We start from the raw sequence: 22,381 nt of genomic DNA, 5'->3' as shown, positions 1-22,381 counted from the left end.
AACAAGCTAATGTTTTCAAGCATCCTTAGAAAAATGTTCGGTAGCCGAAACGACCGTCTATTAAAAAAATTACAAAAAAATGTAGATGCCATCAATGCGCTGGAAGCCGAGTATGAACAGCTTTCTGATGAGGCGTTAAAAGCAAAGACTGCTGAGTTTAAACAACGAATTGAAAAAGGCGAAAGCCTTGAAGATCTCATGTACGAAGCTTTTGCTACCGTACGTGAGGCAAGTAAACGTGTTTACGGTATGCGCCATTTCGACGTGCAAATGCTGGGCGGCCAAGTGTTACACGAAGGCAAAATTTCAGAAATGCGTACCGGTGAAGGTAAAACCCTTACCGCTACCTTACCTACCTATTTAAATGCGTTGTCGGGCAAAGGGGTTCACGTTATTACTGTGAACGATTACCTTGCTAAACGTGATGCTGAATGGGCTAACCAGTTATTCACTTTCCTTGGTATGCGCGTAGGTTGTAACGTACCTGGTATGGCACACGATCAAAAACGTGACGCTTATCAAGCTGATGTTACCTACGGCACGAATAACGAATTCGGTTTCGATTACTTGCGTGACAACATGGCGTTTAGCCCGCAAGACCGCGTACAGCGCCCACTTAACTTTGCAGTAGTGGATGAAGTAGATTCAATATTAATTGACGAAGCCCGTACCCCGCTTATTATTTCAGGCCAAGCAGAAGATAGTTCTGAGCTTTATCGTCGTATCAACTTGGTTATCCCTGAATTAGTTCAGCAAGAAAAAGAAGATGAAGAAGGTCAAGAGGGCGACGGTGATTACACTATCGACCTTAAAGCGAAACAGATTCACTTAACAGAACGTGGCCAGGGGCATGTAGAAGAAATTTTGCATCGTGCTGGCGTATTACCAGAAGGCGAATCATTATTTGCTGCGGGTAATATTTCATTACTTCACCACATTAACGCTGCCCTTCGTGCTCATAAACTGTTCTCGAAAGATGTAGATTACATCGTTAAAGAAGACCAAATTGTTATTGTTGATGAACATACCGGCCGTACAATGGAAGGTCGTCGTTGGTCTGAAGGTTTACACCAAGCTGTAGAAGCGAAAGAAGGTGTGAAGATTCAAAACGAGAACCAAACTCTGGCGTCTATTACCTTCCAGAACTATTTCCGTTTGTACAACAAATTATCGGGTATGACAGGTACTGCTGATACTGAAGCGTTTGAATTCCAGCATATCTACAGCCTAGAAACCGTTGTATTACCAACCAACAAACCTATGCAGCGTAAAGATAAGGCCGACCTTATCTATTTAACGGCAGAAGAAAAATACGATGCTATCGTAGAAGATATCAAAGCGTGTGTTGAGCGCGGCCAGCCTACCTTGGTAGGTACGGTATCGATTGAAAACTCTGAGTTGCTGTCTCGTGTTTTGAAGAAAAGCAAAATTCCTCATAAAGTACTTAACGCTAAGTTCCACGAACACGAAGCTGACATTGTTGCTCAAGCCGGTAAACCTAGTGCGGTAACTATTGCTACTAACATGGCTGGTCGTGGTACGGATATTGTGCTTGGTGGTAACTGGCAAGCAGAAATCGAAAAAATCGAAAACCCTACTCAAGCGCAAATCGATAAGATTAAAGCCGAGTGGAAAGTGCGTCACGATGCAGTATTAGAATCAGGCGGCTTACATATTATCGGTACTGAACGTCATGAATCTCGTCGTATCGATAACCAGCTGCGCGGTCGTTCAGGTCGTCAGGGCGATCCAGGCTCAAGCCGTTTTTACTTGTCACTTGATGATGCCCTAATGCGTATATTTGCCTCTGAAAAAATGGGCAACATGATGAAGCGCTTAGGGATGGAAAAAGGCGAAGCCATTGAACACCCTTGGGTAACCCGGGCTATCGAGAATGCCCAGCGTAAAGTGGAAGGGCGTAACTTCGATATTCGTAAGCAACTACTTGAATACGATGACGTAGCAAACGATCAACGTAAAGTGATTTACGAGCAACGCAATGAGTTGCTTGATGAAGGCGACATTAGCGAAACTATCGCGGTTATCCGTGAAGACGTAGTAAGCGGTGTGGTTGATGAATATATTCCACCACAGTCACTGGAAGAAATGTGGGACGTTAAAGGATTAGAAGAGCGTTTACGCGCTGACTTCGCCGTAGACTTGCCTATTCAAAACTGGCTAGAGACTGACGATAAGCTTTATGAAGAAAAGCTACGTGAGCGTATTCACGGTGAAGTAGTTGCTAGTTATAAAGAAAAAGAAACGGTAGTGGGTGAGCAGGTTCTGCGTCAGTTTGAAAAAGCAGTCATGCTACAAAACCTAGACAGCCATTGGAAAGAGCATTTGGCTGCAATGGATCACCTTCGCCAAGGTATTGGACTACGCAGCTATGCGCAGAAGAATCCGAAGCAAGAATATAAGCGTGAATCGTTTACCTTGTTCTCGCAAATGTTAGAAGCGCTGAAAGTTGAAGTTATTACCATTCTTTCACGTGTGAAAGTACAAGCGGAAGAAGATGTTGAGAAAGTAGAAGAGCAACGTCGCCAAGCGGATAACGTGCCTAAGCAGTTTGAGCATGAAGACGCTGCAGAAGCATCTGCTCCACCAGAAGCGGCAAGCGATAAGGTACGTACCGAAGTGCGTGATGGCCCTAAAGTTGGCCGTAATGACCCTTGCCCTTGTGGTTCAGGTAAAAAGTACAAACAGTGCCACGGTAAATTAAGCTAATGAAACTTGTGCATGTTGCCGTGGGGGTAGTACTTCGCGGCACACAAGTGTTTATCAGCCTACGGGCTGATAACGCCCATCAAGGCGGCAAGTGGGAATTTCCCGGCGGTAAAGTGGAAGCTAACGAAACCGTACTTGATGCATTGCGCCGAGAGTTACAGGAAGAAATTGGCATTCTAGCGCAAGCTAGCGAGCCTTTGCTGGTAATAGAGCATGATTATGGCGATAAGCTAGTTAAGCTTGATGTGCATGCTGTGAGTGCGTTTGACGGTGAACCTGAAGGTAAGGAAAACCAACAAACTCGCTGGGTTGAAATAACTGCGTTAGAAGCTAGTGAATTTCCAGCAGCCAATGTGGCTATTATCGATGCGCTTCGAAAAAAGTATTCGAAGTAGTCTTAAGCGGAAATCAAGAGTCTTAAGCGGAAATCAAGAGCCATAAGCACAAGCCTTAGCAAAGTAGCTTTCAAACAAAAACACAAAGGGCAGTCTATTTAAATAGACCGCCCTTTTTTTGTACATTTTATGCCTTTGATATATTGCCTGCTGCTGGCATTCCCTCAGCGTGAATATCTATAAGCAACCGTTTGGTGGAGCACATTGTATGACTTACAGCGTGAACTATTAGCGCGCTCTATTAAAACATGAACTATTAAAGCATGATCCTAGTCGCCGTGGCGAAGGCCACATCAAGCTTGTGATAAGCCGCTTCGTTAATGAAGTGAGGATAGGTTTCTTGTGCTTCTTGCCACTCAATATCTTTACCATCAAAGGTGCGAAACATAGGTGCGCCAGGAATAAGCGGGGCAAAATCGTTATCTTGCAATGCATGGTGGATCATCGCTGTACGTTTACCTTGTTCATTAAGGGGGAATTTGATGTTTTCCCCTAATCTGAACACTTCGCACTCAGGATATTGCTCAAGACTATCAGTATTGTAAGCTTGGCAAAAATCAAGGATCACCTCAGCCATGGTTTGGGTAAGCAAATAAACGTCTTCTCGCAATACACCTTGAGGTTGACCGCCTACTTCAATCATCACTCCACGCTTACCCATGGTACACAAATAACCGTGCTCTAAATACGGTTTTTCGTCTTCCAAGAGAATATTCGCTTCAGGCATATTATGCTTAACAAATCGAGCAAGCTGAACATGAAAATCATCAGCCTCTAATATAATTAGTGTAGCACCCATGTTACTGGTGGTGTTGTGAATATCTATTACCAAGTCGGTGCCAGAATCACCTTTTGGGCCAAATTTCTGGTTAAGCTGTTTGGCCAGCTTGGCTTCTTTGGCTGTACTCTCGTTACTCGGCTTATCCAACCCTTCAAGGGTGAACTGACGGTTTAAGTCTTCTTCTACAAACCGTACGTGGGCGCTAAGGGCGTCTGGGTTTGCAATAGTAAGTGATACATCTAATGATGAAAATCGCGATGCTAGCTCGTCAGAAAACCCTGAAGATTGCCAGTTATGAATAAGTTGAATACCACTGGTTTCGTTTCCATGTGTTCCACCAACCAACGCAATTTTGTTAATCATAACTTTCCTATTAGTGTTTGAAAAAGTCGTCAGACTGTTTGGCTAGCATTGCTTCAATTTCTTCAATGTCTACTTCTTTAGCGGAAGGTTGTTCAGACGGCTTTGCAGCAATTTTTCTCTCTTCCGACGCCCATTCGCCTAAATCAATAAGTTGGCACTTTTTACTGCAAAAAGGGCGGAATTCGCTTTCACTATTCCAAGTAACCGATTTTGCACAAATCGGGCAATTTACAACCATGAATTACTCCAGTGGCAGATTAGGTTTTTGATAGGCGTAGTTTAACAGGCTGCTAGTTTAAACTGAATATTAGATTCAACAGACGCGTTTTGACCTTCATCAGGAGAAAACCACAAAAAGCGCAGGGCATAGCGGTATTTATTGCCACTTAGGGTAGGGTAGTAACCTTCATCAACGCGACATTTTATGCGGATAAGTTCGTTTTTATCTTCAGCGGCACCTTGGTAAAAACCATTGTCTGCGGTAACCATTTTAAATTGCCCGCGTTCACGAATAAACGACAAACTTACCGCTATGGTGTCGTCTAATAAACTCAAGGTTTCAAGCCATTGACCAATTTCTTGTTGGCGAACCTCAGCAGGTTGTTGAAGCCAAAAATGGAGATTGGGCAAGTCAAAGCTACAAGCGCCACCTGGAATAGCAAAGCGTTGCCTAATTGCTGATAACAACTTATCTTCTTTTAGCGCACTGCCAAAGCGGCGATCGGTTTTAAGTTTTTGCTTAAGGTTTACAATGGTTTTTAACGCTTGCTCTAATGCGGCACTATCTATTTTGGGATGTTGCGACCAGTACACAAGGTTTTTTTCGTGGGCGTCTAAATCTTTATTCATGTCTGAGCGCAAATCTAACCGCTCAATTAAATCAAGCAGCTCAAATAGCTGCTCAAAGAACACCATTTGCAGGGGGACACTGTCAGATTTCGCTGTGCTTTTTAACTGCCCAAGAAGCTGCTCTACGCGCAGATAGTTACGCACTTTTTCCTTTAGGGGAAATTCGAATACAGCTTCGCTCATGGATATCCTTAAAACACATAGACTTAACCCTAAAGCCTAATGCATGAATCGCACTAAGCCAAGCTTACTTTAATAATCAATTAAACTTTTGACGTGTTTTGAGGGGAAAAGTTGCAGTAAAAGCGAATTTACTCAGAATTTTCAATTTTTGCAGTGTATTTACTGGTGTACTTGCCGTTTAGAGCACGTACTTGCTCGTTAAGGCTTTCAAGGGTTTTACTATTATCGATAACATCATCGGCGGCGGCTAGTCTTTCGGCTCGGGTAGCTTGCGAGGCCATAATACTTTCAATAATTTGTTGGCTACTGCCATCACGCTGCATGGCCCGTTCAAGTTGCATGGATTCGGGGCAATCTACCACAATAATATAATCGCAAAGCTCAGCAAGGTTGCCTTCTATTAATAATGGAACCGACAAAATGCAATAGCCGCTTGTAGCGTCCGCTATTTGTTGAAGCATAGTTTTGCGAATAAGCGGGTGCAGCAATTGGTTGAGCCACTGCTTTGCTTCACCATTATTGAAAACTTGTTCACGCAAGGCTGCACGGTTTAATGTGCCGTTTTCTAATAAAATGGCTGGCCCAAAATGCTCGGTTATTTTAGTGAGCCCTTCGCTGCCAGGAACAACTACTTCTCTTGCCACTTCATCGGCATCGATAATATCGATACCTAACTTAGCAAACTCGGCGGTAGCGGCAGACTTACCGCTGCCTATTCCGCCAGTAAGACCAACCACGATTTTGGTGTTATTGTTTTTAATCGTCATGCCCTTCACCTGTTGTTACTGCATTTAATACAATCAATACCGCCAATGCAATTAATGCAGCGCCCATTCTAGATAGTGGGAGATAATCGTGTCTTTATAAAACAAGGTTATCCAACCTGCAACAGCCAAATAAGGCCCAAAGGGTATTGCCAGTGACTTTCCTTTGTTTTGGAATACCATCAAAGCAACACCTGCAATCGCACCCACAACGGAAGAGAGTAATATAATAACCGGTAAGCCTTGCCAGCCAGTAAATGCCCCCATTGCCGCTAATATCTTAAAGTCACCATAGCCCATACCTTCCTTGCCAGTGACTATTTTGAATAGCCAATACACCGACCATAAACTTAAATATCCCGCTGCCGCACCAATAATGGCATCTACAGGCCCTACAAAAATAGATTGGGTGCTAAGAATTAAACCTAACCATAGCAAGGGGAGGGTAAGCTGATCCGGAAGTAGCATTTTATCCAAATCGATAAAAATGAGCGCGATAAGAATATAGGTAAAAACTATCGCCCAAATTGCTTGTGGTGTGGGGCCAAAATAATAGGCCGCGAAAGTACAAGTAAGGGCAGTAAACAACTCTACTAAGGGGTAGCGAATAGAAATAGGGGCTTTGCATCCCGAGCACTTTCCGCGAAGAAACAGATAACTAATAATAGGAATGTTTTCCCACGCACGAATTTTATGGCCGCAACAAGGGCAGGTGCTATCTGGCTTGGCTAAGTTGAAGGTTTCTTGAGTATGCTGGTTATCTACAGATTCTGAATTTTGGTTGGTTGTATGTGCTGAATCGTTGCCAGTCTCGCTGCCACTATCACTGCCTGTATCATCAAAATAACTAGCGTATTCTTGCTTCCAACTGTTTTCCATCATAATCGGCAAGCGATGAATCACCACATTAAGAAAGCTGCCCACCATTAAACTGATAACAAAAACAAACAGGTAGAATAGCCAAGGGTAAAGTTCGGCGGTAAGCAACATCGCTTCCATAAGATAGTGTTCTCTTTATTCTTTGAATTAATAATGCAAAAAAGGCCTGCACGGGGCAAGCCTAATTATAATGTGTACATGAACATATAGGTTTCTTTAACGCTTATCGCTTATACCACATTACCCATTTCGAATATGGGAAGGTACATAGCAATAATAAGCCCCCCAATAACAACACCTAGCACAGCCATTATCATAGGCTCTAAAAGACTGGTTAAGCCATCAACCATATCGTCAACTTCTGATTCATATATGGTGGCTATTTTACTTAGCATTGCGTCTACAGAGCCTGACTCCTCACCAATAGCGACCATTTGGGTCACCATGTCAGGGAATACATTAGTAGCACGCATTGCTGTGTTCATAGGTGTTCCGCCTGCTACTTCTTTTCGCATAAACATGATGGCTTCTCTATACACTGCATTTCCTGATGCGCCTGCTGAAGATTCGAGCGCACCAATTAGGGGCACACCTGCGGCAAAGGTAGTAGCAAGTGTACGAGTAAAGCGCGCTATACTGGCCTTTTTAAGAATTTCACCAATAACGGGAATTTTAAGCACAGCCCTATCCACTTTGTCGCGAAAACTCTGACTTTTCTTGTGAGCCCGCATAAAAAGATAACCTGCCGCCGCCATGGCTATACCAATATAAATACCGTAACCTTGTACAAAGTTTGAGATGGCAAGTACCAATAATGTAAATGCCGGTAACTCAGCCCCAAAGCTACTAAAAATCTCCTCGAATTGGGGAACAACGAATACTAACAAGATAGTGGTAACAATGAATGCAACCACGACTACCGCAATAGGGTAAAACATCGCCTTTTTAATTTTTGACTTTAGCGCTTCTGCTTTTTCTTTATAAGTGGCGATACGGTCGTAAATGGTTTCAAGGGCACCAGATTGCTCACCGGTATAAACCAAGTCGCAGTATAAGTCATCGAAATAATCTGGATGTTTACGCAATGAGTTCGATAACGGATTACCTGAGCGTACTTCATTGGTGATTTCGCCGAGTAGTTTTCGCATCGATGCTTTAGCATGACCTTGGGAGATCATGTCCAAGGATTGAATAAGGGTAACACCGGCGGCTAACATGGTGGCAATTTGACGAGAAAATACTGAAATGTCTGCAGCGGTGATTTTTTGACCGCCACGACCGAATAACGATTTTTGTTGTTTTTTGACTTTACGGACTGAAACTCCTTGTTTACGAAGCTGCATTTTCGCTTCTTTAAGGTTAGTCGCTGAAATTTCACCTTTGCGACTAGTACCATGCCCATCTTTACCTTGCCATTCGTAAACTATTACAGCCTTCACAGATATCCTTCCTTAAATAAAAAAGGGAAGTGCACCTGCACTTCCCCTAGATGAAACGATCGCTCGTTAGCACACTCCTGCAGCTACACATGTACCGGATTTAGTCCACTGAATTGGAGCGTCTACACCGTCTGGAGTTAGGATGTAGGTGTAATCATCCACTTCAGTTGTACCTGTCGCAGTTATAACGCCGCCTTTAATCTCAACTGAAGCAACTCTACCTTTAGCTCCCAAATTTTGTGGTAAGCCACCAACACCAGGCTCAGCTGCAGCTTTTGTTGCAAACTCTCCGGTCTGAGCGCCTACTTCATAAGCAGTTTTGAAGGCAGTTGTAGCCATCACTACTTCAGTAAACTTAGATTTTACAGTATAAGTCTGATAAGCAGGTAATGCGATTGCAGCCAAGATACCGATAATGGCAACAACGATCATTAGTTCGATTAGGGTGAAACCTTTTTGGTTTTTGTTTTTCATGTTCATCATGGTTTTCTCCGGGACGTGTATATCACGTAAAGTTAAAAAGTAATTAAAATTGACGTTTATACCCGAGTCGTCCTTAAACGCCCTGGTACTTGAATCTAAGTATATAAATTAATCGGCCAGTGACAAGTATGCAGAAAAATACCTATGTCTGACTTTATTAAGTATGACACGTCCAACCACTTCTGTGCAGACCTATGTTGTTGAACTTTGGTATAAAATCGCAACTCATTATGTATGTATAATAAACTAAGTATTATAAATGTAGATAAAATACGTCTATACGAAATTAAGGCTGCACCACTATTAATTACTGTATTCAATACGCATTAAATACAGTTTTTAATACCTATTAAAGTCGTCGTCAACTTATCTACGCTAAACTAACTCTTAGCGACAAATCAATAGCCTTTACATTCTTGGTTAACGCACCAGATGAAATATAATCTACACCCAGTGTTGCTAGCGACGATAACCGCTCATCGGTAATGTTACCTGACACTTCTAGTTTACATTGCCCTTGGGTAAGCGCTACTGCCTTTTGGATCTGTTCGTTGGTAAAGTTATCCAACATAACAATGTCAGCCCCAGCCGATAGGGCCTGTTGCAACTCTTCAAGGCTTTCAACCTCTACTTCAACAGGTTTGCCCGGCTTCATCGCTTTGGCTCGGGTTATCGCTTTTTCGATACTGCCACAGGAGAATATGTGATTTTCTTTTATTAAGAACGCATCAAACAAACCGATACGATGATTTTGCCCGCCGCCACAATGTACTGCATACTTTTGTGCCATGCGAAGACCAGGTAGGGTTTTGCGGGTATCAAGAATTTTTGTATTGCTGCCTGCTAACAGTTTTGCGTAACTTGCAGTAACGGTGGCAGTTGCAGAAAGGGTTTGCAAAAAATTAAGTGCTACACGTTCGGCAGTGAGAATAGCGCGAGCCGATCCTGTTAACGTAAGCAGTTTGGCATCTGCAGCCACAGTATCGCCATCTTTAACGTGCCATTCTAATTTCACGCTATCATCAATTAACCCAAACGCTTGCTCAACCCATGCTACGCCGCATATAACACAAGGCTCGCGGGTAATAATAATAGCGGTCGCACTTTCGCTTTCGTCTATTAGGTTCGCAGTAATGTCGTTATTAGGGTTAAGCTCGCCACCTAAATCTTCAATAAGCGCAAGGGAAACTTGTTCGCGAATGGCGTTAATGTCTGGTGATATCATGATGATCGCTGTTTTAGCATTAAAGGGTACGCAATATTAACCAATCTCCGCGCTGAGTAAACTCTAATTGCCGTAAAACACTCATTCCAAGCAAGATATGCTCACTTTGCATACCGGGGTTTAAGTTTGCTCTAACGTTGTTTAATACAATGTCGCCAATGCGAAGGGTATTAATAGAAGACTCAGCCACAGTAACCGTACCATTAGCGGTATTCGCGAAAGCTTTACGACCCGCTTGCAGTTTAAGTCGCTGGGCTAGATGGGCAGGTATAGAAACATCGGTAGCACCGGTATCTACCAAAAACACCACTTCTTCGCCATTTATATAACCAGAAGTAACATAGTGCCCAGCCCGATTCTGCTTTAACCGCACTTCAGTTTGCGAACCAATACGTTGTGACTGAGGTTCGCTGTTAGGGTTAACTTGTTTGTCGAGTAAGCCAGAAAAAACATAAACCAGCAGGCCAAACCCGCAAATCCACGCCAGCACCACCATATACTTACCCGCAGAACTCTCGCCTACAGAATCATCTTCACTCATATAAAACATCCCACTTCTTTTTATCGTTCTCTTTATACCGTCTTTCTTATACCTACTTTTTGACCATATATAAATGTATCGGTCTAATTAATGAAGTTCGTACCCAGTTAAACCTAGCGCAGCAGGGAGCAGTACTTCTTTCTGTTTTCTACAAATACTAGCAATCTATATAAGTGTAAGATGAGTTTAGTGGGAAAGCAGTCTGCGCGATTTCTTTCAAAACATTGATATGTGTCCCAATCGACTAGACACTCCTCAAATTAGTCAGCCAGTATCCATTTAAAACCTTGTGCAGCATAGAGCTGCACTTTTTTCTATTTTCAAAATTATTAGCGATCTATTAAGTGTAAGGTGAGTTTGTGGATAAAGTCGTCTGCAGCATGGATGCTGCAGCCGAGCCTCCATGGATGGATTCACGGCGTGCTTTACCCCTAAACTCACCTTTCACGCAAAACGTTAGTATGAGTCCTAATCAGATAGCCATTTGTCAAAGCAGTCAGCCCGCATCCATTTAAAACCTTGTGCAGCAGGGAGCTGCACAGAGCCCCCATGGATGGGTTTACGGCGTGTTTTAAATGGATGCTGGCTTACTGCTATCCCCCTCGATGCTGAATCGTACGCTTGCGAGCTTGTGCCTGTGGGCAGCTGGTGTCACACTGTTATTAACGAAAACAACGTAACGAACTTTCAAATTATATGGTGTTATACGAGCCCGCGACGCTAATTGATTGCCCACATTATGATGACCGGCCCGACGAAACCGATGTGAGTGTGTTGGTCATTCACAATATTTCGTTACCCCCCTCACAGTTTGGTACATCTGGCATTCGCGAATTGTTTACCGGTACGTTAAACCCTGATGAGCATCCGTTTTATAAAGAAATAGCAGGCATAAGAGTGTCTGCCCATTGTGTTATTTATCGCACGGGCGAGGTAGAACAATTCGTGCCCTTTAATAAGCGGGCGTGGCATGCAGGGTTATCGTCGTTTCAAGGTCGCTCACGTTGCAACGACTTTACTATTGGTATTGAATTAGAAGGTACCGATACGCTGCCATATACTGATGCTCAATATAAACAACTCACACAATTGAGCCAGTTTATACTGCAAGAATACCCAAATATTACGCTTGGGCGCATAGTAGGCCATAACGATATTGCACCAGGCCGTAAAACCGACCCAGGCGTAGCGTTTGATTGGCCTCGCTTTAGACAGTCGCTAAAGGGGAGCGGTATAGTAGCCGAAAAGTAGCTAGATAGTAGCTGAATGGCAGCTCTGCAAATTAACGTTAGGAAACAAACATGATACTAATGAGTTTACTGCTGGTATTAAGTCTTGAACGGCTCATTACTAAAACACCGGTATGGCACATCGAACGTTATGCCGTTGCCTATCAAAACTGGCTTTCTGAGCGCAAATGGCTAGAAGAAGATACCTCATCAGTTGCCTTCTATATATATATGTTACTACCAGCGCTAATTATAGGGCTAGTTGAACATTGGCTGCTCGGCGCTTTTCTTACCTTTATTGAGCAAAGTATCATTCTGTTTTTATGTATAGGTTGCCCTGTATTGCGGGCCACTTATAAATGCTTTTTAAATGCGGCAGACCGAGGGGATTTACAAGCTTGCAGCATGTACACAGACCAACTAGGGCATTGTGGCAGTAAGCGAGCCAGTGACGGTACCGCCATGGCAGAAGGAAAAAGCTTTGGTCAGCACCTAACTTGGCTTAACTATCAGCATTATGCCGCGGTAATGTTGTGGTTTATTGCATTTGGTGCCCCCGGCGCTGTATTTTACTGTTTCAGTAGAAGTGCAACCGAACACTTTTGTGCATCGCAACATCCTTTGGCGATGGCAGCGGGCAAACTAATGTACGCACTAGATTTTATACCCGTACGTATTACCGCATTTGGCATGTTAATGATGGGGCATTTCTCTCGTGCATTGCCTGAATGGCTTAAAGATGGCCTTTCTTTAAATATTTCAGCCTACGATTTATTAACCCGCGTTTCTTCTAAAGCTGAAATGTTGACCACAGAAGAGCGTGAAGCCCAGTCAGAGAACGCCGCTGTAGAGCCTAAAGTGCTGGTCAAGTTAGCAAAACGTAATGTTATTTTTCTGCTTGTTATCACCTCTGTACTTACCGTTATTGGCACCCTTGCCTAATCATTTTTATTAACAAGAAAGTGACCAATCACTCCTGGTCTATAAATTTTTCATTTATAGATCAGCAGTTTCACGTCTTATTACCTCGACACTACACCTCATCAGACCAGTGGGTCTTCGCTAAATTTTTGCAACAAATTCAACAATAAAGCTTAACAACCAGCAACTCCTTACAAGTTTGCTATGCTTGAGAGTATTTACCTCGGTTTCAATCTATCTTAAACTGTATAGGTAAAATGGTATTACCAATTGTGACTGTAGACCTTACTTGTTTACAAAATAGTCGCAAAACTAGGTAGCCATATCAGTAACGAAAGGGAATATAGTCACGCATGCGTCAGCAGCGAAAAAAACTTGCCGATGTTATCACCGAGCAGCTTGAGTCCATGATATTGGACGGTAGCTTATTGGCAGGGCAGAAATTGCCTCCAGAGCGTGAACTGGCGATTCAATTTGAAGTGTCGCGGCCTTCGTTACGAGAAGCTATTGGTAATTTACAGGCGCGAGGATTAGTTGAGCGTAAACAAGGTGGCGGCACATTTGTGAACCGAAACCTTAACTCAGCGTTAAAAGATCCACTCATGGCATTAGTAAGCAAGCGCCCTGAAACCCAGTTCGACTTATTAGAATTTCGTCATGCCCTAGAGGGAATGGCAGCGTATTACGCAGCGCTTCGTGGGCAGCCTGAAGATTACGAAGCCCTTAAAAGTGCGCTAAACGAATTACCTACGCCAGCACCTGAAGAAAGTAAGCGAGAGCAGGCTGAAGCGCTTGGAAAGTTTTACATTATTATGGCAAGAGCATCCCATAACATGGTGCTTCTACATGTAATGAGCACCATGCAAACCATGTTGGTGGAAAACATAGAGCGTAACTTTGACATGTTAGCGGCACATCCCGAAGCGGTGGCCGATATTGCGCGTCAAAGACGAGAAATTGTAGAAGCTATTGCTGCGCGCGACCCTGAAGCAGCACGGCAAGCATGTAATACGCATCTAGCGTTTATTGAAAAAACATTATTAACTATAAATCAGCGTGACACACGTGTTCAGCGTGCGTTACGACGATTAGAAATTTAATACGCCTACTTATTTACCCAGTTTTATTAGGCGTGTTTATATAAGCAGAGGCTTAAAGAGAATTTTAGCTACTGTATGCGACATGCAAGAAAGCACAGGTGAGCCAGTAAGGGTCACAGCGAGTACAACGTAATTTGGTCTTTCTTCTTTTGATAAATAAGTCGAAGGAAGAATTCTCTATATATAAAGCAAAAATAGGATGGCACCATGACAGATATGATGCACCAAGATGTAGATCCTCAAGAAACTAAAGAGTGGATTGACGCTCTTGAATCTGTTTTAGAAGAGGAAGGTGTAGAACGCGCCCATTATCTACTCGAGAAACTTATTGATAAGGCTCGTCGTAGCGGAGCGCATTTACCGTACGACGCCACCACAGCGTACATCAATACAATTCCTTCAGCGCAAGAGCCAAAAATGCCTGGCGACCTTACGATTGAAGCACGTATCCGTGCTGCCATTCGTTGGAATGCATTGATGATTGTATTACGAGCTTCTAAGAAAGACTTAGAGCTTGGTGGTCACATTGGTAGTTTTGCATCATCGGCCATGCTCTATGATGTTGGTTTTAACCACTTCTTTAAAGCGCCTACAGAAAACGCTGGCGGCGACTTTATTTTTGCTCAAGGCCATATCTCTCCAGGTATTTATGCTCGTTCTTTTATTGAAGGTAACCTTTCTGAAGATCAGCTAAACAACTTCCGTCAAGAGTGTGCTGGTGAAGGCTTGTCTTCATACCCACACCCCCATTTGATGAAAGATTACTGGCAGTTCCCAACAGTATCGATGGGCTTAGGTCCACTTCAAGCCATCTATACTGCACGTTTCCTTAAGTACCTAACGAACCGTGGTATCAAAGACTGTTCTGAACAGCGCGTATACTGCTACATGGGTGACGGTGAGTGTGATGAGCCTGAATCATTAGGTGCTATCGGTCTTGCGTCACGTGAAGGCCTAGATAACCTAACTTTCGTTATCAACTGTAACCTACAGCGCCTAGATGGCCCGGTACGTGGTAACGGCAAAATTATCCAAGAACTTGAAGGCACATTCCGCGGTGCAGGCTGGGAAGTGGTTAAAGTTATTTGGGGCAGTTACTGGGATGAGCTCCTTGCCCGAGATAAATCAGGCAAACTCATTCAGTTAATGGGCGAAACCGTTGACGGCGAATACCAGAACTGTAAAGCGAAAGGTGGTAAATACACGCGCGAAAACTTCTTCAACAAGTACCCAGAAACGGCTGCACTTGTAGCGAACATGTCTGATGATGACATCTGGCGCTTGAACCGTGGTGGACACGATCCAGTTAAAGTATTTGCTGCTTATCAAAAAGCGAAAGATACCAAAGGTCGTCCAACGGTCATTCTTGCTAAAACCGTTAAAGGCTTTGGTTTAGGTGCTTCTGGTGAAGCCTTGAACATTGCGCATAACGTGAAGAAGATGGATGCAGATTCACTTAAAGTATTCCGCGATCGTTTCAACATTCCAATCGCTGATGAAAAAATTGAAGAACTACCTTACTTCAAATTCCCTGAAGACAGTGAAGAAATGAAGTACTTGCGAGAGCGTCGCGAGTCATTAGGTGGTTACTTACCTTCTCGTAGAGAACAAGCTGAAGAGCAACTTGAAGTACCTGAATTAAAAGCATTCGATGCAATCTTGAAAGGTTCTGGCGATCGTTCAGTATCGTCTACTATGACTTTTGTTCGTGTACTTAACGCGTTATTGAAAGACAAGAAAATTGGTAAGCGTATTGTGCCAATTATTCCTGATGAAGCACGTACCTTCGGTATGGAAGGGCTTTTCCGCCAAGTGGGCATTTATGCTAACGAAGGCCAAAAGTACGTTCCACAAGATGCAGACCAAGTAGCTTACTATCGTGAAGATAAGAAAGGCCAGGTATTGCAGGAAGGGATTAACGAATTAGGTGCTATGGCATCGTGGGTTGCATCGGGTACGTCTTACTCAACGTGTAACGCTACGACTATTCCGTTCTACATCTACTACTCAATGTTTGGTTTCCAACGTGTTGGCGATTTGGCATGGGCTGCAGGCGATAGCCAAGCAAGAGGGTTCTTGTTAGGTGCTACTGCAGGTAGAACCACATTGAATGGTGAAGGCCTACAGCACCAAGATGGTCATTCACATGTTCAAGCGAACCTTATTCCGAACTGTGTAACTTACGACCCAACTTACGGATACGAAGTGGCTGTTATTGTACAAGACGGTTTACGCCGCATGTATGGCAATAACGAAAACGTATTCTATTACCTAACATTGATGAACGAGAACTACCAACACCCAGCTATGCCTGAAGGTGATGACGTAGCAGATCAAATCATTAAAGGTATTTATAAGCTTGAACGAGTTGAAAACAAGAAGACCAAGACCAATGTACAGTTAATGGGCTCGGGAACTATCTTGAATGAAGTACGTAAAGCGGCACAAATTCTTTGTGACGATTACAACGTTTCTTCAGACGTTTACTCGGTAACCTCGTTCAACGAATTGGCTCGCGAAGGTCAAGAAGTGGCGCGCTGGAACATGTTAAACCCAGAAGCCGATCAGAAAACAGCTTACGTTGGTCAGGTAATCACGAAAGATGCAGGTCCTGCTATTTCTGCTACCGATTACGTGAAGAACTACTCTGATCAGGTTCGTGCATTTATCGATACTGATTACCGCTGCCTAGGTACTGATGGCTTTGGTAGAAGTGATAGCCGTGAAAACTTGCGTACTCACTTTGAAGTTAATGCTGCATACATTGTAGTGGCTTCATTGTACGAATTGGCGCAACGCGGTGAGTTCGATAAGAAAGATGTTGCCGAAGCGATTAAACGTTTTGATATTAACGTTGAAAAACTAAACCCACTTTACGCGTAGCCGCAGGCAGATAAGGTATTTTACATATGTCAGATATTCAAAAGATTATCGTACCCGATGTAGGCGGTGACGAGGTTGAAGTTATCGAGCTATGTGTTGCCGTAGGCGACACCATTGATGCAGATGAAGGCGTTGTTACCGTAGAAAGTGACAAAGCGTCTATGGACATTCCTGCACCGTTTGAAGGTGAGATCGTTAGCTTGTCTGTTGCTGTTGGCGACAAGATTAAAGAAGGCGATGTTATCGGCGAAATGAAAAAAGCAGGTGGCGAAGAAGCTGCTTCACAAGAGAAAGAAGAGCCAGCTGAAGAAGCGTCTGCACCAGAAGAGCCGAAAGAAGCACCAAAAGAAGAAAGCAAATCAGAAGCGGCACCAGCATCATCTGGTGGCGGTGAAGTGATAGAAGTTGCGGTTCCTGATATTGGTGATGACGGAGAAGTAGACGTTATTGACGTATTGGTTTCTGTAGGCGATACCATCGAGAAAGAAGATGGGCTTATTACGCTAGAAACTGATAAAGCCACTATGGATGTGCCTTCTACTCACGCAGGTACGGTGAAAGAAGTGTTCATCAGTACGGGCGACAAAGTGAAAGAAGGTACGCTAGTAATTAAACTAGAAACCGCTGGAAGTGGTGAAGCAGCTAGCAGCGATGCGCCTGCTGAATCAAGTTCTGAAAAAGCGGCACCTGCGGCTGACTCTTCTTCTGACGAAGCAGCTTCAGAGCAATCTTCAGAGAAAGCAGCCGGTGATGTAGTAGAAGTTGAAGTACCTGATATTGGCGAAGACGGCGAAGTAGACGTTATCGACGTATTAGTTTCTGTAGGTGACACCATTGAGAAAGAAGATGGTCTGATTACCTTAGAAACCGATAAAGCGACAATGGATGTGCCTTCTACCCATGCGGGTACAGTAAAAGAAGTATTCATTAAAGCCGGTGATAAAGTTAAGCAAGGCACGCTAGTCATCAAGCTAGAAACTGCCGGAAGTGGCGGTTCAGCAAGTAGCGATGCCCCTGCGCCGAAGAAAGCGGAATCGGCGCCTGAAAAGCCAAAAGCGGCTGAAAAGCCAGCAGCGCAAAATAAGTCACCTGTACCAGCACAAGAAGCGCCAGAGCCTAAAGGCAATGGTAAAGCTCACGCTTCACCTTCAGTGCGCCGCGTAGCGAGAGAGTTTGGTGTAGACCTTACCCTTGTTAACGGAACAGGTCCTAAGAATCGTATTCTTAAAGAAGACGTTCAGGCTTATGTGAAAGCAGAGCTTGCTAAGCCTAAAGGTAGTGCTGCTAGTGCAACTGCGCCAGCGGGCGATAACGTGCTTCAAATTGTGCCGGTTAAACCTGTCGATCACAGCAAGTTTGGTGAAGTTGAAGAAGTTAAGCTGTCGCGTATTCAGAAAATTTCTGGCCCGTTCTTACATCGTAACTGGGCGACTATCCCTCATGTAACACAGTTTGATGAGGCTGATATCACCGACGTAGAAGCGTTCCGTAAAGAACAAAACGCTTATCATGCGAAAACCAAGTCTGGCCTTAAAATTACGCCACTTGTGTTCATCATGAAAGCCGTTGCTAAAGCGCTAGAGAAATACGAAATATTCAACTCTTCGCTTTCTGAAGATGGTGAAAGCTTGATCATCAAGAAATTCATCAACATTGGTATTGCGGTTGAAACGCCTGGTGGTTTGGTGGTTCCTGTTATCAAAGATGTAAACAAGAAAGGTATTGAGCAGTTGTCTCAAGAGCTGATTGAAACATCTAAGAAAGCCCGTGATGGAAAACTGAAGTCTTCAGACATGCAAGGCGGCACGTTCACTATTTCTAGCTTAGGCGGAATTGGTGGAACAGCGTTTACGCCAATTGTTAACGCGCCAGAGGTTGCTATCTTAGGTGTGTCTAAGTCTGATATGAAACCGAAGTGGAATGGTAGCGAGTTCGAACCTCGCCTAATGGTTCCATTAAGCTTGTCGTACGATCATCGTGTTATCGATGGTGCGGTAGGTGCAAGGTTCTCTACTGAAGTGGCAGCAAACTTAACAGATTTGCGCAGAATTATACTTTAAATAAAAATACGAGAATGTTTGTTATATCATGAACATTCTCGATGATTTTATAAGCCCTTGGGGCAGTATTTAGGTTATGCTATTACGCACAAGGTGATAGCTAACAAAAAATAGGATTGAGGTTCACAATGAGCGAAATTAAAACGCAATTAGTGGTACTGGGCGGCGGCCCTGGCGGTTACTCTGCAGCATTCCGTGCTGCCGACTTAGGTATAGAAACCGTTATTGTTGATTCACGTGAAGTGCTAGGCGGCGTATGTCTTAACGTTGGTTGTATTCCTTCAAAAGCATTGCTTCACGTAGCGAAAGTAATGAAAGAAGCGAAGCACTTGGCTAGCCATGGTGTGACTTTTGGTGAGCCAAAAATCGACCTAGACAAAATTCGTGAATACAAAGACAGCGTTGTTAAACAGCTAACAAACGGTCTTGGCGGCATGTCTAAAATGCGTAAAACCAAGCACGTCAAAGGTTACGGTAAATTTACCGGTGCTAATACCCTTGAAGTAAAAAATGGTGACGAGGTTACTACTATTACTTTTGAGAAAGCGATTATTGCAGCGGGCTCTGAGCCAGTAAGCTTGCCGTTTATTCCAGAAGACGATCGTATTATCGATTCTACTGGCGCTTTGGAAATGAAAGATATTCCAGAGAAAATGTTAGTACTTGGTGGCGGTATCATTGGCCTTGAAATGGGTACAGTGTACGAAGCATTAGGTTCAAAAATTGATGTTGTTGAATTTTTAGATCAGCTTATTCCAGCTGCTGATAAAGACATCATGAAAGTCTTCATGAAAGACTATAAAGAAAAATTCAACATCATGCTTGAAACCAAAGTAACTGCGGTTGAAGCAAAAGAAGACGGCTTGTATGTAACGTTTGAAGGTAAAAATGCACCTTCAGAGCAAGTACGCTACGACAAAGTATTAGTTGCTGTTGGACGTCGTCCAAACGGTAAGATGGTTGGCGCAGACACTGCTGGTGTTAACGTTGACGACCGTGGCTTTATTAACGTTGATAAGCAAATGCGTACTAACGTTGAACATATCTTCGCTATCGGTGACTTAGTTGGCCAGCCTATGCTTGCGCATAAAGCAGTTCACGAAGGTCATGTTGCTGCTGAAGTTATTGCCGGACAGAAACATTACTTCGACCCACGTGGTATTCCTTCAGTAGCGTACACTGAGCCGGAAGTTGCCTGGGTTGGTGTTACCGAGAAAGAAGCGAAAGAGCAAGGTTTAAGCTACGAAACAGCCGTATTCCCATGGGCTGCTTCAGGTCGCGCTATTGCCTCTGATGCAACTAACGGTATGACTAAAATGATTTTCGAAAAAGACACCGGTCGTGTACTTGGTGGCGCAATGGTAGGTACAAACGCTGGCGAAATGCTTGGCGAAATTGGTCTTGCTGTTGAAATGGGCGCAGACGCTGAAGATGTTGCATTAACTATTCACGCTCACCCAACGCTAAACGAGTCAATCGGCCTAGCGTCTGAAATCTTCGAAGGTAGTATTACCGATTTGCCTAACGCTAAGGCAAAGAAAAAGAAGTAAGTTAACGACTTAGTTAACGTTGAAACCCGCCACATGGCGGGTTTTTTGTTTGTTTAAATAAATTAAACTAAATTAAATGCTGATTTAACCCGCTAATTTGGCTAAATCGCGATTTAGCTACTACTCTTCAACCAGGGTATTAGAAGTTAATTTTAGACGAGATAGTATGGCTCCAAGTAACATCAACATTACCGGTAAGAACACCTCTCACGCACAAACGAAACACGCGGAATATGATATTGAGCTTATTGGCAATGTGTTACGTGTAGATGGCCGGGGTGTAGTAAGTGAAGAAATTTTAAAGCATTATCATAATGATGTTAAAGACATCGTTTTAAGTTTGAAGGGACAAAAATGGGGCTTTTTAGGCTTTGTTTTAGGTACCGGTATTTTAACCCCAGCGGCAGAAGCCACCCTAATAGAATCAATTAAACTTAGAAAACTTTACGGTATGTCTGCGTGCGCCTTAGTAGCAACTAAAGCTGACATTCCTGCACTGGTTCGTAGCCAATTTGAGCGCGTTTATATAGCGGCAGAAATCGACTACTTCTTCTGTGAAGATGAAAAAGCAGGGGTGGCTTGGCTAGCCTCTAAAGGGTGTAAATACAAGTAAGCCTCTTAATACGAATAAGCCGCTCTAAGGCCTCTAAACGAGGCCCTGTCTCGGCCTATATGGAGTGCGCTATTTTGGGTTAATACAAGCTTAAGACGGCTTTAACGCTACTCATTTGCTGGTTTACGCAGTTACTTTGTTATTCTCATCATTCACTACCTTATTTACACCGATTACTTTCGCTACTTCAGGTTCATCAGTAGTGTTCGCATTTTCTCGCGCATCGATTTGGTCGATATTCTTTTGAGTATGGGAAGGCGTAAAGTCACTGCTATCCATATTACGCTGCGCCAAGAATCGCTTAACGGTTTCAGCACAGTAAGCTTTACGGCAACATTGAGATAGCAGCATTTCATGTCGCTCAACACGTTCGCGAATAAACTTCACGACAAGTTTACGTAACCATTGTAACCCTGCATCTAAGTCTTGGCGTTTGTGCCACATTACCGACATTGGCAGGCTCTTTATTTCAATCGGCGTTTCAAATACCGCAAGCTCACCTGAGAAGATTTCCTTCTCGACAACCAGTGAAGGTGCAACGCATATCAAGTTACTTTCTTTTAACAGCGGCGTGGCGTTGTAGAACTGATTGACCGACATGGCAATACGGCGTTTCAACCCCATGTTAGCCAATACCTGATCGGTAGGGCCGGTAACATCGCCTGTTACCGACACTAACAGGTGATCTGCGGCAATAAAGTCTTCAAGAGTAAGCTGTGCTTTAGCTAGCGGATGGTCGGGACGCATCACTACTACCCAACTAGGATCTAACACGTGCTCGGTACGTATCACAGCATCTGGTTGATGATATTTAGAAAAGGTCAGCTCAGCTTCTGCGTCTTTTAAAACCTTATCAGTACCTAAATCGTAACTGGGAATTGCGTGAATGTTAATGCCTGGCGCTTCATTTTCAATGACTTTGCGAAGCGGCCCCCACACCATGGCAACAATGCTATCAGTGGCTGATATACGGAAGGTACGCTTAGCCGTAGCAGGGTCAAATTCCGCCGGGCTGACAGCAACTTCAAGTTGTCCCAATGGGCCTTGAATTTGGCTCCACAAGTTGGTGGCAAACGAGGTAGGTTGAATACCACGGCCATCCTTTACGAATAACTCGTCTTTCCATGCGGTACGCATGCGAGAAAGGGCGTTCGATACCGCTGGTTGGGTCATCGACAATCTATCAGCAGCACGGGTAATCGCACCCTCTGTCATGATGGCATCAAATATCATCAATAAATTTAAATCATGTGGACGCATCAGTCTCTCCCGTTATTCGTAAATTAGTTCGGCTTCTGTGCCCAAGGTTCCAGGCCAAGGTGAGGCCGAGGAAAGGAAATACTCCGTAAACACGCGGTGAACCCATCCATGGGCGCTGTGCAATCGCATCCATGCG

Annotated in this window: 19 protein-coding genes; 9 read left to right on the top strand and 10 right to left on the bottom strand. The window is 43.8% G+C overall.

The window, feature by feature from the left end; all coding sequences use genetic code 11:
• The first annotated feature begins 9 nt into the window (after positions 1-9).
• Positions 10-2,727, top strand: coding sequence for a preprotein translocase subunit SecA (gene secA, locus Q4561_RS14655; RefSeq protein WP_303461541.1), 2,718 nt, complete (start codon positions 10-12; stop codon positions 2,725-2,727).
• The gene (gene mutT, locus Q4561_RS14650) at positions 2,727-3,122 is read left to right on the top strand and encodes an 8-oxo-dGTP diphosphatase MutT (protein ID WP_303461539.1); all 396 of its coding nucleotides are present in this window, start codon (positions 2,727-2,729) and stop codon (positions 3,120-3,122) included. The genes secA and mutT overlap by 1 nt, the downstream gene beginning before the upstream one ends.
• Positions 3,123-3,378: 256 nt before the next feature.
• On the opposite strand, the gene Q4561_RS14645 is transcribed toward mutT, so the two are convergent.
• The 9 genes from Q4561_RS14645 to Q4561_RS14605 form a co-directional block, all read right to left on the bottom strand.
• On the bottom strand, positions 3,379-4,266 hold the full coding sequence (locus Q4561_RS14645; RefSeq protein ID WP_303461537.1) for an aspartoacylase: 888 nt from the start codon (positions 4,264-4,266) through the stop codon (positions 3,379-3,381).
• 10 nt (positions 4,267-4,276) lie between these two features.
• A complete protein-coding gene (gene yacG, locus Q4561_RS14640) occupies positions 4,277-4,504 on the bottom strand; it encodes a DNA gyrase inhibitor YacG (protein ID WP_303461535.1) in 228 nt (75 codons plus the stop codon).
• 41 nt (positions 4,505-4,545) lie between these two features.
• Entirely contained in the window at positions 4,546-5,298 is a 753-nt protein-coding gene (gene zapD / locus Q4561_RS14635) for a cell division protein ZapD (protein WP_303461534.1), read from the bottom strand.
• A 128-nt stretch (positions 5,299-5,426) separates the two neighbouring features.
• Positions 5,427-6,065 carry a dephospho-CoA kinase gene (coaE, locus tag Q4561_RS14630; protein WP_303461532.1) on the bottom strand — a complete coding sequence of 213 codons (639 nt, stop codon included), beginning with the start codon at positions 6,063-6,065 and terminating at the stop codon, positions 5,427-5,429.
• Between the two features lie 51 nt (positions 6,066-6,116).
• Positions 6,117-7,061, bottom strand: coding sequence for an A24 family peptidase (locus Q4561_RS14625; RefSeq protein WP_303461530.1), 945 nt, complete (start codon positions 7,059-7,061; stop codon positions 6,117-6,119).
• A gap of 110 nt (positions 7,062-7,171) precedes the next feature.
• On the bottom strand, positions 7,172-8,380 hold the full coding sequence (locus Q4561_RS14620) for a type II secretion system F family protein (protein WP_303461528.1): 1,209 nt from the start codon (positions 8,378-8,380) through the stop codon (positions 7,172-7,174).
• A gap of 66 nt (positions 8,381-8,446) precedes the next feature.
• Complete coding sequence (locus Q4561_RS14615; RefSeq protein WP_303461527.1) at positions 8,447-8,863, bottom strand: prepilin-type N-terminal cleavage/methylation domain-containing protein; 417 nt, start codon at positions 8,861-8,863, stop codon at positions 8,447-8,449.
• Positions 8,864-9,233: 370 nt separating this feature from the next.
• Positions 9,234-10,088, bottom strand: a complete 855-nt coding sequence (gene nadC / locus Q4561_RS14610; RefSeq protein WP_303461525.1) for a carboxylating nicotinate-nucleotide diphosphorylase — start codon at positions 10,086-10,088, stop codon at positions 9,234-9,236.
• 19 nt (positions 10,089-10,107) lie between these two features.
• Positions 10,108-10,638: a TIGR02281 family clan AA aspartic protease gene (locus Q4561_RS14605; protein WP_303461523.1), complete on the bottom strand. Its 531-nt coding sequence runs from the start codon at positions 10,636-10,638 to the stop codon at positions 10,108-10,110.
• 687 nt (positions 10,639-11,325) lie between these two features.
• On the opposite strand from Q4561_RS14605, the gene ampD reads away from it, so the two are divergent.
• The 7 genes from ampD (at position 11,326) to Q4561_RS14570 (ending at position 20,985) form a co-directional block, all read left to right on the top strand.
• On the top strand, positions 11,326-11,880 hold the full coding sequence (gene ampD / locus Q4561_RS14600; RefSeq protein WP_303461522.1) for a 1,6-anhydro-N-acetylmuramyl-L-alanine amidase AmpD: 555 nt from the start codon (positions 11,326-11,328) through the stop codon (positions 11,878-11,880).
• Positions 11,881-11,930: 50 nt separating this feature from the next.
• Positions 11,931-12,800 carry a beta-lactamase regulator AmpE gene (gene ampE / locus Q4561_RS14595; RefSeq protein ID WP_303461521.1) on the top strand — a complete coding sequence of 290 codons (870 nt, stop codon included), beginning with the start codon at positions 11,931-11,933 and terminating at the stop codon, positions 12,798-12,800.
• 332 nt (positions 12,801-13,132) lie between these two features.
• Complete coding sequence (locus tag Q4561_RS14590) at positions 13,133-13,879, top strand: GntR family transcriptional regulator (protein WP_303461519.1); 747 nt, start codon at positions 13,133-13,135, stop codon at positions 13,877-13,879.
• 207 nt (positions 13,880-14,086) lie between these two features.
• Entirely contained in the window at positions 14,087-16,762 is a 2,676-nt protein-coding gene (aceE, locus tag Q4561_RS14585) for a pyruvate dehydrogenase (acetyl-transferring), homodimeric type (protein ID WP_303461517.1), read from the top strand.
• Between the two features lie 26 nt (positions 16,763-16,788).
• On the top strand, positions 16,789-18,822 hold the full coding sequence (gene aceF, locus Q4561_RS14580; protein ID WP_303461516.1) for a pyruvate dehydrogenase complex dihydrolipoyllysine-residue acetyltransferase: 2,034 nt from the start codon (positions 16,789-16,791) through the stop codon (positions 18,820-18,822).
• 128 nt (positions 18,823-18,950) lie between these two features.
• Complete coding sequence (gene lpdA, locus Q4561_RS14575) at positions 18,951-20,372, top strand: dihydrolipoyl dehydrogenase (protein WP_303461514.1); 1,422 nt, start codon at positions 18,951-18,953, stop codon at positions 20,370-20,372.
• 166 nt (positions 20,373-20,538) lie between these two features.
• Complete coding sequence (locus Q4561_RS14570) at positions 20,539-20,985, top strand: hypothetical protein (protein ID WP_303461512.1); 447 nt, start codon at positions 20,539-20,541, stop codon at positions 20,983-20,985.
• A gap of 123 nt (positions 20,986-21,108) precedes the next feature.
• Here the strand turns inward: Q4561_RS14570 and Q4561_RS14565 are convergent, their stop codons facing one another.
• Positions 21,109-22,245, bottom strand: a complete 1,137-nt coding sequence (locus Q4561_RS14565) for a LysR family transcriptional regulator (protein ID WP_303461511.1) — start codon at positions 22,243-22,245, stop codon at positions 21,109-21,111.
• Positions 22,246-22,381: the final 136 nt, after the last annotated feature.

This window comes from Alteromonas sp. 1_MG-2023 (assembly GCF_030547075.1).
In the GTDB taxonomy this organism is placed as follows: domain Bacteria; phylum Pseudomonadota; class Gammaproteobacteria; order Enterobacterales; family Alteromonadaceae; genus Alteromonas.
Note: the sequence above shows the minus strand (reverse complement) of the source record. Positions and strands in the feature narration are given on the sequence as shown.

What these genes read in the sequence shown, in the direction of transcription:
- secA (WP_303461541.1), top strand. Translation starts at nt 10, where the DNA reads ATGTTTTCAAGCATCCTTAGAAAAATGTTCGGTAGCCGAAACGACCGT.
- mutT (WP_303461539.1), top strand. Translation starts at nt 2,727, where the DNA reads ATGAAACTTGTGCATGTTGCCGTGGGGGTAGTACTTCGCGGCACACAA.
- Q4561_RS14645 (WP_303461537.1), bottom strand. Translation starts at nt 4,266, where the DNA reads ATGATTAACAAAATTGCGTTGGTTGGTGGAACACATGGAAACGAAACC.
- yacG (WP_303461535.1), bottom strand. Translation starts at nt 4,504, where the DNA reads ATGGTTGTAAATTGCCCGATTTGTGCAAAATCGGTTACTTGGAATAGT.
- zapD (WP_303461534.1), bottom strand. Translation starts at nt 5,298, where the DNA reads ATGAGCGAAGCTGTATTCGAATTTCCCCTAAAGGAAAAAGTGCGTAAC.
- coaE (WP_303461532.1), bottom strand. Translation starts at nt 6,065, where the DNA reads ATGACGATTAAAAACAATAACACCAAAATCGTGGTTGGTCTTACTGGC.
- Q4561_RS14625 (WP_303461530.1), bottom strand. Translation starts at nt 7,061, where the DNA reads ATGGAAGCGATGTTGCTTACCGCCGAACTTTACCCTTGGCTATTCTAC.
- Q4561_RS14615 (WP_303461527.1), bottom strand. Translation starts at nt 8,863, where the DNA reads ATGATGAACATGAAAAACAAAAACCAAAAAGGTTTCACCCTAATCGAA.
- nadC (WP_303461525.1), bottom strand. Translation starts at nt 10,088, where the DNA reads ATGATATCACCAGACATTAACGCCATTCGCGAACAAGTTTCCCTTGCG.
- Q4561_RS14605 (WP_303461523.1), bottom strand. Translation starts at nt 10,638, where the DNA reads ATGTTTTATATGAGTGAAGATGATTCTGTAGGCGAGAGTTCTGCGGGT.
- ampD (WP_303461522.1), top strand. Translation starts at nt 11,326, where the DNA reads ATGGTGTTATACGAGCCCGCGACGCTAATTGATTGCCCACATTATGAT.
- ampE (WP_303461521.1), top strand. Translation starts at nt 11,931, where the DNA reads ATGATACTAATGAGTTTACTGCTGGTATTAAGTCTTGAACGGCTCATT.
- Q4561_RS14590 (WP_303461519.1), top strand. Translation starts at nt 13,133, where the DNA reads ATGCGTCAGCAGCGAAAAAAACTTGCCGATGTTATCACCGAGCAGCTT.
- aceE (WP_303461517.1), top strand. Translation starts at nt 14,087, where the DNA reads ATGACAGATATGATGCACCAAGATGTAGATCCTCAAGAAACTAAAGAG.
- aceF (WP_303461516.1), top strand. Translation starts at nt 16,789, where the DNA reads ATGTCAGATATTCAAAAGATTATCGTACCCGATGTAGGCGGTGACGAG.
- lpdA (WP_303461514.1), top strand. Translation starts at nt 18,951, where the DNA reads ATGAGCGAAATTAAAACGCAATTAGTGGTACTGGGCGGCGGCCCTGGC.
- Q4561_RS14570 (WP_303461512.1), top strand. Translation starts at nt 20,539, where the DNA reads ATGGCTCCAAGTAACATCAACATTACCGGTAAGAACACCTCTCACGCA.
- Q4561_RS14565 (WP_303461511.1), bottom strand. Translation starts at nt 22,245, where the DNA reads ATGCGTCCACATGATTTAAATTTATTGATGATATTTGATGCCATCATG.